The organism is Microcoleus sp. w2-18bC1 (assembly GCF_036700365.1).
GTDB lineage: Bacteria > Cyanobacteriota > Cyanobacteriia > Cyanobacteriales > Microcoleaceae > Microcoleus.
Genome location: NZ_JAUBOS010000056.1, coordinates 19,372 through 32,065, shown reverse-complemented (window position 1 = coordinate 32,065; position 12,694 = coordinate 19,372). Strand labels below are relative to the sequence as shown.

The window sequence follows — 12,694 nt, the reverse complement described above, 5'->3', positions numbered from 1 at the left end:
CCCACAACGGGGACAACAACTAACCCCACAACGGGGACAACAACTAACCCCACAACGGGGACAACAACTAACCCCACAACTCCAACACCAGCGACCACAACTCCAACACCAGCGACCACAACTCCAACACCAGCAGGCACAACAACGAACCCCACAACGGGTACAACAACTAACCCCACAACGGGGACAACAACTAACCCCATAACAGGCACAACAACTAACCCCACAACGGATCCATTGCCGGTACAGGTTCCGGGTACGAGTCCGAGTCCGAGTCCGAGTCCGACTGCGGGCGGGACAACTCCGAGTCCGAGTCCTTCCATCGTCCCGACTCCCACTGCGGCGCCCCCAACTCCTCCGCCTTTGGGCGGGGGGCCGACTCCGCCGAGTTTTACATCTCCGACTCCTAACCAGCCGCCGATCGTGGAAGCTGGCAAGACGGTGACTGGTTTGCAGAATTTGCCTCTGTCTCTGAGCATTTCGGCGCCCAGCGACCCCGAGGGCCAGCCGCTGTCGATCGCGGTAGTCGGACTTCCAAATCCTACTTTTGGTCAGGTAATTACGGGTACGAGCCCCCTCACCGTGAACCAAAAGTTAACCGTTCAGGATTTACTTGGGCTGAAATTCCAACCGGGAACAAACGTGATCGGGCAAGCCGGTTCTTTCAGCTACAGCGTAGCTGACGACCAAGGCGGCACGGCAGCAGCGTCAGTGGCGATTAACATCAATTCTTTCGATACCTCCGTAACTGTTCCCACTATCCTGTCGCCGATTGCTGTCGATGACGGCATCGTATTTACCAATACGAATAATTTGCTGCCCACTTTCATCGACGTACTGGCGAACGATTCCAGTCCGCAAAAAGGGACACTCAGCATTATCAATGTCAGCACACCACAACTGGGGGTAGCTGTAAATCTTGTCTCTCAAGTGCAATTCATCCCCGGCAACGTAGCGGGTACAACTGCTTTCACCTACAGCGTCAGCGACGGATTCGGGACAGTTCCGGGCGTAGGTACTGTCACCGTTCAAATCTTGCCTGCTGATAGCGGGCCTAACAATTTAGTTGGGGGTTCTTTGCCGGACAATTTGGACGGTTTGGCGGGCAGCGATACTATTGACGGTCAAGGCGGCAACGATACGATTAACGGCGGTGTGGATAACGACGTACTCGTAGGGGGCCTCGGCGCAGATACCATGACAGGGGGTGGCGGCAACAATCAATTCCGCTATACCAGCCCTGCACAAGGTGGGCCGGCTTTTGATGCGTCTTCTTCGGCGGCGATCGAGGCTGCGATCGCGGCGGGCGGATATGATGTGATTACTGATTTTAGCGGTCTCGGTGTGCCGATCGCCGATCAGTTTAATTTTGCCCCCGGATTTGCCAATCTCAGCGGTAACACCCAAGTTCTGCTGAACGTGCAGACAACGGTTTCTGCAAATATTCTGGGAGGAAGTGCTTTCTTGTTTGCCTACGATTCCGGGGGCAATACTTACATCATTTATGACGGCAATGGCAATAACGTCACCGGCAGTGATTCTCGCATTTTGGCGAAGTTAAATGGTGTAACTGGAGTTTCTGCTCTTTCGGAATTTGACTTGACGTTTATCTAGGAAGATAAGAGGTTTGAAACCACAAATTAACGCAGATTAACGCCGATTTCTTTGGCAGTTTATCTGCGTTAATTTTTGTTCATCTGCGGTGAAAAATTAAATCCGATTATCTTCAGAAAAAAGTCCCAACAAAGGGCCTAGAATAGCGCCGAAAACAAAGCCGCCAGCGTGGGCCCAGTAGGCAACTCCCCCGGATTCCATGCCGACACTTGCCGGGGCATTCAAGGAAGCCAGGCCGCTCAATGCTTGCTGTGCAAACCAAAATCCTAGAAAGAAGAAAGCGGGGACTCTGACAGTGGTAATAAAGATTCCTAATGGCAGCAGTGTGAGAACTTTGGCTTGGGGATATCTGAGAATGTAAGCTCCCATCACGCCTGCGATCGCGCCGCTAGCACCTAGGGACGGAATGGCAGATGCGGAGGAAAAAAACCACTGAGTTAGTGATGCTAAAACGCCGCAAGTAAGGTAAAATATTATAAATTTGACGTGTCCTAAACGGTCTTCTACGTTGTTGCCAAAAATCCACAAAAATAACATATTTCCGGCAATGTGAAGAAAGCCTGCGTGCAGGAATTGGGAGCTAATTAGTGTCGTCCATTCGGGAAATGGCGAAACGGGCAGAGCAACCCGACACATATTGCTTAACTGGCAAGGAACTACGGCCCAAGAGTAGAAAAATTCGGTTAATTGTCGATCGGCCAAACTGAGTTCGTACAAAAATACTAATATGTTTGCCGCAATCAGCCCGTAGGTGACGTAGGGAGTGATAGTAATGGGATTTTCATCGCGTAAGGGAACCACAGCCTTTTTTTCCTCATCAAAATATTGGCAACACAGTAGCGCATTTATAGCCCAGGTGTCTCCTGTCTAAAGGAAGAGGGGACAAGCCAATCGATTTTAGATTTTAGATTTTGGATTTTAGAATTTAAGAATTTAAGAATTTAAGAATTTAAGAATTTAAGAAGGCGACCTCACGGATGTATCCGAGGGCTGGTTAATCGATTTTAGATTTTAGATTTTAGATTTTAGATTTTCGGTCTTAGAATTGAAGAATTGAAGAAAGCGACCTCACGGATGTATCCGGGGGCTGCTTATCGGATACTATATTTTTTATTTATGCACGGATGAATCCGGGGGCTTGTACCGCCCTTGGATGTCGCAAGCTTCCTTCAAACCCGCCGTCTCCCGCTGAAACAAAAATAAAACCTATTGAATAAAACCCTCCACTTTGCAGTTAGTTGAATATCTGCTTTTTAGTGTTGGGTTTTATTTTACCGCAAACGCTATATTCTAGGATGGCAGAGCAAGTTTGTAGTTGCGATATAGGTGCGAGTTTTCACCTTTCAACAAAACTACAAACTTATTGATCCTCTTGCTGATTACATTTTTACAGCGGGGCTAGTTGAAGGTTTAGGCGACTTAATTTCCTGGGAAACTGCACGGGCGCGGAAGAGTTTAGCAATGACTTGTTCACACTTAGACAAATCCGATTCTATCTCTGTCAAAATGGTCGTTGATACCGGATCTGTGAACTTTACCCGCAGGTTGTTGATATCGACAACACCGGTTTGCAAATCACCGAGAGTGCTCCGCAGCAAGAACGTTTCATCGGTTCCTTGCATAGAAGCTTTTAACTTAGCGTACTTGTCAGCAATTTGGGCAGGAATTGAGGGTTTTTCACCGAAATCGTTGAGGCGTTTTTCGAGAGCGATGATGTGGTGCTGTTTGTTTTGAATCATTTCTTTCAAGAGCGATCGCAAATCGCTGTCTTGGGTTTTTTCCGCATAATGTTCAAAGGCTTCGCAAGCATAGCGTTCCCCTGCGAGGGCGGTATTCAAACCTTTAACAATGTCGCCTTGTGTAGAACCTCCCCAACCATTAGCTAATTTCCACCATTCTGCATTTGTGTCAGTTTCTTCTGGCAAACCGACTTCTTTTCCGCCGTAACCGAGCCGAGCCATAATTGCGGTGGTAAATATTGCTAAATCTCCCGGTTGGCGGGAAGTGATCAAGTTGCCGTCAACTACTAAAGCTTCGTTAATGTAGTTGGCTCCGGCATTAATCATGTCTGTTTTAATTGCCAAGAAACCAGTCGCCTTTTTGCCTTTGAGCAAGTCGGCTTCAATCAAAACTTGCGGGCCGTGGCAAACCGCAGCGACGAGTTTTCCTTGCTCAAATGCTTCTCGTACAAACCTTACTGTGTTGGGATTAGTCCGCATTGTATCCGGAGCCATACCGCCGGGAATTATCACTGCATCGAATTCTGCAGGCACTGCTTCTGTGGTAGTTCCGTCAGCTTGCTGGGCAACTTTTCCTTGTTTCCCTGCATACTTTTCGTTTGTCCGCGAACCGAGGACAACTACATCAAAATTTGCTTGTTTTAAGGCGTTGTAAGGAACTAGAAATTCGGAATCTTCAACTCCATTTTCAATGAGTATGGCAACTCGTTTGGTGTTGGTGCCGTTATTCGTTGTCATAATCAACTTTCCTCAGACTATCTTCTCATCTAACGCTAAGTTATTAAGCGAGTTTTTAGCATCTTGCTAAAGTGATAAATTAGTTGGTTTTAAAAGATGTCAGCGTGAGCCTTGAGAGGTATTTTACAGTAATTGTCTCAATGCACATAAGAGGCGCCGTTAATATCGATCGTAGTCCCGGTAGCGTGCGTAGCCAAACCGGATGCTAAAAACGCGATAACATTAGCAACATCTTGAGGAGGAGCGATTTTGCCGATCGGGATATCGCGAATAATATCAGCTTCACCGAACTCCTGAATAAACTGATTAGACATTTCTGTACTGACAAATCCCGGTGCAACTGTAAAAGCCAAAATATTATCAGTCGCAAACCCTCTAGCAATGCTGCGAGTTAAAGCAACAATAGCACCTTTAGAAGCGGCGTAGTGCAGATAATTGGGGTCATCGCCGCGAAAAGCAGCGCGACTTGCTATATTAATAATTGTACCGACCCTGCGAGTTTGAAAATGTAGAAGAGATTCCCGGCACAAATCGGCAACAGCCACTAAATTTACTTGTAGAGTTTGCTGCCAAGCTGAAGACCAAATATCGAACTCGTCCTCTATACCCGCTGACTGCATAATCCCCGCATTATTAACTAAAATATCAATATGGCCCCGCCATTTTAAAGCATCTCGCCACAAAGTCGAGGCAGCCTTTTCCACCCTCAAATCGGCTGCCAATAAATAACAGCGATCGCCCGCAACACTTGCTGCGATCGCTTCAGCTTCTTTCTGACTGCGAAAGTAATGCAAAATCACCTCAGCCCCAGCATTAACCAGAGTCCGCACCGTCACTGCACCAATCCCTTTTGAGCCACCTGTTACTAAAATTACCTTTCCGGTTAAATCAATCATTTGTGTCTCTCTTTTCTCTTTTCTCTTTCTCTGTGACCTCTGCGCCCTCTGCGGTTAATAAAAAAAATAAATCCCCTTCACACACGAAATAGAATTGCTATATGATACAGCACATTCCATCTAAGGTGTATGCCCTTGCCTCCTGCTGAGCGATATCTGCAATAGCCCTCTCCAAGAACTTCCCAATCCTTTCCACGGTTGATTTATATTGGACATATAGCCATTACTGAAAGCACTATAGCTTCTTTCTCCTTAAACTTGATAACTACAGTGGAGTCGGCAGCAGAGGTCGAATTAACTCCATAATTTTGTCAGAATTAAAATTATTGATATAATGAGTTAGTGCCTTGGACAAACCTGCTTGAGATTCGGGAATTTGTACAATTAATTCGTTCATAACTTCGGTATCGAGATAGTAAGCAGCATGATACATTTGTTCTAACCACTGAGGGGACATCCTGGATAGATCTTCTACAGACACCGTTTCAACCAAGAGTTTTTGTGGAGTTTGTCCTACAACTTCGTAGATATATTTTACTCCCAAATATTTAGCGAGTTTGTCAAAGATGTCTCTCTGCTGAAATGGCTTGGTTATAAAGTCGTTACAGCCAGCCATAAGAACTTTCTCTCGCTCTTCTTCAAAAATACTGGCAGTTAAAGCAATAATGACAGTTTCTCGGCTCTGAGGGCGTTCTCTAATATATTTACTAGCTGTGTAGCCATCCACGATCGGCATTCGTATATCCATCAGAATCAGGTGTGGCCGCCAACTCTCCCACAGCGAGAGTGCCTCCGCTCCCTGTTTTGCTTCTCTCACCTCAAAACCAACCGAGGTAAGGATCTCGACTAACAAGCGGCGATTTTCATCTAAATCTTCAACAATAAGAATGCGGTAACTCGGTTGTCCGGGAGCTAAACCAATTACTCTTTGATTAATTGATTCTGGGGGTAAGGATTCTGCTTGAGGTAACTCTACACCAATCTCAAAGGAAAAAGTGCTACCTCGGTTCAAAGTGCTTTTAACCTGAATCTGACCGCCCATGAGTTTGACGAGTTTTTGACTGATGGCTAAACCAAGCCCACTGCCTTGACTCAAATTATTCCCTGCTTGGGCTTGCACAAATACCTTAAATAGGCTATCAATTTCTGTGGGCGCAATTCCTACGCCTGTATCCTCAACTTCAAAACATAGGTGACAGGATGTTTGGTCTCTTTGTGCTGCTCTTACCCGTAGGGTGACGCTTCCTTGGTTGGTAAACTTAATCGCATTACCGAGGAGATTGACCAAGACTTGATATAGTTTTTTCTTGTCGCTACGCACAAATTGAGGAAGGTCGGACTCTAGCTCGAAAATTAGCTGCACTTCTTTAGATTGGACTTTAACTTGGAACATTTCTTCAATAGAAGTCAGCAAACTTGTCAAATCAAAGTCAGAAGGATTGATGGTCATCCGTCCGCTCTCTATTTTGGATAAATCTAAAATATCGTTAATCAAGTCCAATAAATGTCTACCGCTACGATTGACAATCTGTAAACGTTCTTGGAGAGAAGGAGTCAGATTTCTCTCATAGCTCATCAATTGCGTGAATCCCAAAATTGAGTTGAGGGGGGTGCGGAGTTCGTGGCTCATATTGGCGAGGAAGACAGTCTTGGCTTGGTTTGCTTCATTTGCCTGCTGAAATTCCAACTCAGCTTGTTTGCGATCGCTAATGTCAATTAAATATCCCAAAATTTCTACTGGTGTACCTGAATTATCTCGAATTAGCCTAAGCTGACTGAGCATCCAGCGATAAACCCCATCGGAGCGACGAAAACGGTATTCGTGGAAAGAAAAATCATTAACGAATACATTTGCTAAGCCATTAAGCACTGGTTTTACATCATCTAGGTGTAAGTGATTTACCCAAAATTTAGAATCTTCTAAAAACTCCCGGCTTTCGTAGCCCAATATATCTTTGATATTTTCGCTGATGAACGTTGCGCCATAATCGCCAGCAGGTTTACTGCTAAAAATGACAACGGGGCTGTAGTTTAGAAGAAAGTTGAGGCGATTTGTGGTAGCTTGCAAGGCTTGCTCAGCTAGTTTTAGCTCTGTTGCGTCTTCCTGAACTGCAACATATACAGTTCCGTATTCAGGATGCTCAAACCTGGATGTATGAACTCTGCACCAAAAGAGAGTTCCATCTTTCTTTTTATTGTGGACTTCATATTTTGCTTCCCCGGTCTGTTCAATTTGAGTGACGATATCTAGAACGGTTAGATATGGTGTAAAATTTGTATCGACATAATTCAAGACACCAAGGGGTTGACCTGCGAGTTCGCCCTCTGTGTAGCCAAACATAGCGTCAAAGGTAGGATTGGTGTAGACGATCATGAGGTCTGAGGCTTTGATTAAACACACTCCTCCTGCCATGTTATTCATGATAACGCTTTGAAGTTCTAGCGTTTTTTGAGCTTCTTTTCGAGCGGTAATGTCTTGAATCTGAGCAATAAAATGCAGTGGATTTCCCTGTCCATCTTGTACTAGCGAGCCATCAAGAAAAATCCAAATTATATGTCCTTGTTTATGGAAATACCGTTTTTCCATTTGGTATGCTGAAATAGTTCCTGCTAATAGTTTATGTGCATAACTAAGATCCCAGCTTAAATCATCAGGGTGAGTAATGTCTTGGAAAGTTAAGGCTAACAACTCTTCTGAGGAGTAGCCAAGAATCTGACATAAGGCAGGATTGACTTTAATCCAGTGCCCATCAAGTGAAACGAGCGCCATCCCGATAGAGGCATCTTCAAACGCATGGCGAAACTGCTCTTCACTGTTTCGTAAAGCCATCTCAATTTGTTTGCGATCGCTAATATCGCGTAGAATAACAGTAAATACCGTTTCGTCTCCCATTTCCAGCCTAGAAATAGAGGCTTCAGCCGCAAACTGCGTTCCATCTTGACGACGACCCAAAATCTCGCCTCGTTCTCCCATCCTTCGCGCTCTGGTAGAAGAGTGTGCAAATTGTTTGATATGCTGCGGATGTACATTTCTAAACTGTTCTGGCAGCAGTAAATTCAGTGGCTTCCCTAAAATATCCTCAATTTTATAGCCAAACATCTTTTCTGCCCCTTGATTAAACAGGGTAATATGTTGAGTGCGATCGATGGAAATAATTGCATCATTGGCGATTTCTAGAATTCCCGCAAAACGAGCCTGCGATTTGTGTAAAGCATCTGTTCGTTCAGCCACAAGAATTTCTAAATTTTCGTTAAGTTTTTTAATTTCTTTTTCGGCTTGTTGGCGCTTGTAATCTATCTGGTTTAAAGAGCGAGCCGTCCCCAAGATGAGAATTGAGAACGTGACAACCATAACAGTTGAACGCAATGTATAGCCAAAATTAGCGTTATACCAGCCTAAATTTTGTCCCTGAAGAGTGAACCAGTTCAGTGTCACTGGAAAGGTCGTCGCCCAAGGCAGCAACCACCGAACCATTACTCCGCCGACCAGGCGACTACTTACTACTTGCATTAATCCTTCGTTCGGGCGGAGCAATAAAATTCCTCCATAGAGAATGAAAAAGGTGGCGATCGTGTTTACGGGTTGAATCGTCGTAATTGTGGCCAAACGTTCAAGAATGTCGACATGGAATAGGTGTGCAAATAAAGCTAGTAGAGAAATTAAAGTTGCAAGACTACTAAAAATCTGAGCCAACCAAGTAATTCCTTGGGAATTTTGCCCTAACAGTAACAGTGCTAGTCCCATCAGCACAAAATTTAGGGCGGTATTTACTCCCATTCTTCCCGGATAAGGAGTCGCTGAAGACACGAAATCTCGGAAAAGCCACTCATCAATACCCAGGTTCCAACCAAAAATATACTGGCTCAGCGTCAGCATACCGATGATGATTATCAATCCTGCCATCCCTTGAGCGATGCGATCGTGCAGTCGGGTTCTGTGGTATTGCAACAATCTCAAAGACACTCCAGCCAGCAAAAAGCAAATTGCCGTGTTTGCTTTCATGGTCGAAGTCATACCGGGAAAACCACTTTTGAGTAGGGAGATGTCAAATTGCCAACCCAGCAGCACGAAACATCCGATCGCAATGACGAGTAGACTTGCCATTTGAGAAATGCGCTTGTTCATAAATCGGCTGCTTAGGTTGAAATACTCTTCTTCAGATGTTAGGCGAAGCGAAGAAGGGCAACCACGGGCGGAATGCCCCTACCCGAACAATTCAGATTTTGTAAGGCTGCGCCCCATTGCCAGCCCCATATTCCGGGATCGCAGGACTTCTTTGTGGGTAAAGTGACTTTTTTAACCGAATAATTAAACTATACTATTTGTGCATATGTTTATATTCCTCTAGCAGGAAACTAGGGAAATTAGTATGATTGTCGATAGAACTAGCGATAGAGTTAGCGATCAAGCTACAAACTACCGAGGCAATATTTTAATTGTTGACGATCTGCCTGATAACCTGCGTCTTCTCAGGGATACTTTGAGGGAAGAGGGTTATAAAGTTCGCAGTGCTATAACAGGGGCAATGGCGCTCAGAGCCGCCCAATCGCCATCGACGGAGTTGATTTTACTAGACATTAAATTGCCCGATATTGATGGTTATGAAGTTTGCCGACAATTAAAAGCTGACGAGCGCACTGCCGACATTCCAATAATTTTTTTGAGTGCGCTAAATGAAACCTTTAATAAGGTGCAAGGGCTGGCTGCTGGAGGGGTAGATTATATTGCTAAGCCATTTCAAGTTGAAGAAGTATTAGCTCGTGTCGAAACCCACCTAACGATCCGAAGGCTGCAACAAAGACTCCAAAAGCAGAATTTACGTCTGTTAAGAGAAATTGAAGAACGGCAACGTCTCGAAGAGTCTCTCTTTGCCGAAAAGGAATTGGCTCAAGTGACACTGCAATCCATTGGCGATGCGGTAATTACTACTGATGCCCAAGGTAGGGTGAGATATTTCAATCCTATAGCTGAGCGACTGACAGGCTGGAAAACTCATGAGGTTCAAGGAGTTCCTTTCTCTACAGTCTTCCTAATTGTCGATCAAGTAACGCGAGAGCGAGTAGAGAATCCTATAAACAAGGCTCTATTAGAGGAGCGAATTGTGACCTTAGCTAACAATACTATTCTGATTGCCGATGATGGAACCGAGTATCCCATTGCTGACTCGGCAGCACCGATTAGAAACCGCCAAGGTAAAATTATCGGGGCAGTAATCGTCTTTCATGATGTTACTGAATCGCGCTATCTCACCCGTCAACTCTCTTGGGAAGCCAGTCACGATGCCCTGACGGGGTTAATTAACCGTCGCAGATTTGAGCAGCACCTAGTTGAGGCGATCGCCTCTGTTAAAGATAGCAATCAGCAGCACGCTCTCTGTTATTTAGATTTAGATCAGTTCAAAGTCGTTAACGATACCGTAGGTCATATTGCTGGCGATGAGCTACTGCGCCAAATCACGGCACTTATTCAACAGGGAGTCCGTGCTCATGATATGCTGTCTCGCTTGGGAGGTGATGAGTTTGGTATTTTGCTCACTCAATGTTCGCTCTCTCAAGCAACTCAGATTGCGGAAAACCTAAAAAACCTAGTGCATCAGTTTCGGTTTATTTGGAATGGCAAAACCTTTATCATCGGAGTCAGCATTGGAGTTGTTGCTATTGACCAAACCAGCCAAGATTTGAGGGAGCTTCTGGGAGCGGCTGATGCAGCTTGTTATGCCGCCAAAGCCAGAGGCCGCAACTGTGTCCATATTTATAGTCTAGATGATAGCGAACTAATTAAACAACGTGGTGAAAGGCAGTTGATTTCCAAAATCAGCCGAGCGCTGGAAACCAATCGTTTTTGTCTCTACTACCAAAAGATTGTCTCTATTACCTCTAAACCATTAGTAGAGCATTATGAGATTTTGATTAGAATGCTGGACGAAAATGGAAAATTAGTATCTCCAAATGAGTTTATTCCCGCCGCCGAGCGTTACGGGTTGATAACTGAGATCGATTGTTGGGTAATCGAAAATTTTTTCTCTAATTATCACAAATTGCCGGAAAAAAATGTTTTTAGTCAAGGCTTGTATACGATAAATCTCTCTGGGGCTAGCATTAGTAATAATCAGTTTTTGAGGTTTTTAATCGAGCAATTTTCTCGCTACAAAGTCCCACCACAAACCATTGGTTTTGAAATCACGGAAACCGCAGCGATCGCAAACTTTGAGCAAGCCAGATATTTCATGAACGAACTCAAAAAGATTGGCTGTTGCTTTGCTTTAGATGATTTTGGCAGTGGGTTGAGTTCCTTTGCGTATCTGATAAATTTACCAGTTGATTATCTAAAAATTGATGGTGCTTTTGTCAAGAATATTAGTCATAATTTGATTTCTCAAGCGCTGGTTGAAGGCTTTAATCGTATTGCCCATGCGATGAATCTTGAAACTATAGCTGAGTTTGTCGAAGACGAGACTATCTTAGAAAAATTGCGGGAGATTGGAGTAGATTATGCTCAGGGTTATGGGATCGCCCGCCCTGTTCCTATTAACTTTAATCCCTAGCGATCGCACGCTCGCCAGCGGGCCCATTGCCTCACGCCTGCGCCCTATCTGGAGGCCTCCAAGAGTCGATCGCCCGCTGCTACAAGTCTAGCTCAATTTACTGTGTCACATTTAGATCGAATGTGCTGTAATTGTAAAGGATTGAGTATTCTATTGGAAATAAACCGGAAAATTTGCCATGAAAGCAGTTGCGTTCGATCGCTACGGTTCAGCCGAGGAATTGCAGTACCGAGAATTGGAAAAGCCGATCGCCCAATCCAACGAATTGTTAGTGCGAGTTCGCGCTAGCAGCGTCAATCCTGTAGACTGGAAAATCCGGAAAGGACACCTGCAACTATTAACAGGATTTAACTTTCCTCGAATAGTGGGTTCTGACATCTCTGGAGTTGTCGTGGAAGTCGGCCGAGAAGTCACCAAATTTCAACCCGGAGATGAAGTTTATACTTTCTTAAATCCCATCAATGGGGGTGCTTGCGCCGAATACGCGGTCGTGCCAGAATCGGATGCAGCAATTAAACCAAAAAACATCACTCATGCAGAAGCAGCAGGAGTACCGATCGCAGGTTTAACTGCTTTGCAATCGCTCAGGGATTTGGGTGAAATTCAAGCAGGAAAAAAGGTATTGATTAACGGTGCTTCCGGCGGAGTCGGCACTTTTGCCGTGCAAGTTGCGAAAGCAATGAACGCGGAAGTAACGGGAGTTTGCAGTGCTAAAAATAGAGAATTTGTCAAGAGTTTGGGAGCGGATTTTGTTCTGGATTACGCAGAAATTGACTTTACTCAACAACCCGAAAAATATGATATAATTTTGGATGCTGTCGGGACAAGAACATTTGCTGAATGCGAAAATGTGCTGCTGCCGGAGGGAGTTTATATCTCGACTTTGCCGAGTTTCGACAACCTCGCACCGATGTTAACGAGCTGGTTGATATCGGGCAAAAAAGCTAAATTTATTTTAGCCAATGCCAACCCCAGCGATTTAGGCGCTTTGCGGGAATTAATAGAATCCGAGAAAGTTGAGCCGATTGTCGATCGCACTTACAGCTTACAAGAAGTAGCAGCAGCCCACGCTTACAGCGAAACGGGCCGCGCTGTCGGCAAAATTGCGATCGGGATTGAATAATGAAGGCAATACACGGATTTTGATACCCCTACACGGATT

General features: G+C 44.9%; 7 protein-coding genes. 3 read left to right on the top strand and 4 right to left on the bottom strand.

Annotation, left to right across the window (positions count from 1 at the left end):
- The coding region (locus tag QT979_RS22370; RefSeq protein ID WP_445304803.1) for a calcium-binding protein at window positions 1-1,614 on the top strand (1,614 nt) is incomplete at its 5' end.
- A 96-nt stretch (window positions 1,615-1,710) separates the two neighbouring features.
- Here the strand turns inward: QT979_RS22370 and QT979_RS22365 are convergent.
- The 4 genes from QT979_RS22365 to QT979_RS22350 all read right to left on the bottom strand — a co-directional run bounded on the left by QT979_RS22365 (window position 1,711) and on the right by QT979_RS22350 (window position 9,113).
- A complete protein-coding gene (locus tag QT979_RS22365; RefSeq protein WP_333212190.1) occupies window positions 1,711-2,415 on the bottom strand; it encodes a rhomboid family intramembrane serine protease in 705 nt (234 codons plus the stop codon).
- A 578-nt stretch (window positions 2,416-2,993) separates the two neighbouring features.
- Window positions 2,994-4,091, bottom strand: a complete 1,098-nt coding sequence (locus QT979_RS22360) for a DJ-1/PfpI/YhbO family deglycase/protease (RefSeq protein WP_333212192.1) — start codon at window positions 4,089-4,091, stop codon at window positions 2,994-2,996.
- Window positions 4,092-4,228: 137 nt separating this feature from the next.
- A complete protein-coding gene (locus QT979_RS22355; protein ID WP_333311720.1) occupies window positions 4,229-4,987 on the bottom strand; it encodes an SDR family oxidoreductase in 759 nt (252 codons plus the stop codon).
- A 265-nt stretch (window positions 4,988-5,252) separates the two neighbouring features.
- The gene (locus QT979_RS22350) at window positions 5,253-9,113 is read right to left on the bottom strand and encodes a PAS domain S-box protein (RefSeq protein WP_333311719.1); all 3,861 of its coding nucleotides are present in this window, start codon (window positions 9,111-9,113) and stop codon (window positions 5,253-5,255) included.
- Between the two features lie 244 nt (window positions 9,114-9,357).
- Between QT979_RS22350 and QT979_RS22345 the strand changes: the two genes are divergently transcribed.
- Together QT979_RS22345 and QT979_RS22340 are read left to right on the top strand one after the other, a co-directional pair.
- On the top strand, window positions 9,358-11,532 hold the full coding sequence (locus tag QT979_RS22345) for an EAL domain-containing protein (protein WP_333311718.1): 2,175 nt from the start codon (window positions 9,358-9,360) through the stop codon (window positions 11,530-11,532).
- Window positions 11,533-11,710: 178 nt separating this feature from the next.
- The gene (locus tag QT979_RS22340; RefSeq protein ID WP_333311717.1) at window positions 11,711-12,655 is read left to right on the top strand and encodes an NAD(P)-dependent alcohol dehydrogenase; all 945 of its coding nucleotides are present in this window, start codon (window positions 11,711-11,713) and stop codon (window positions 12,653-12,655) included.
- Window positions 12,656-12,694 lie beyond the last annotated feature (39 nt).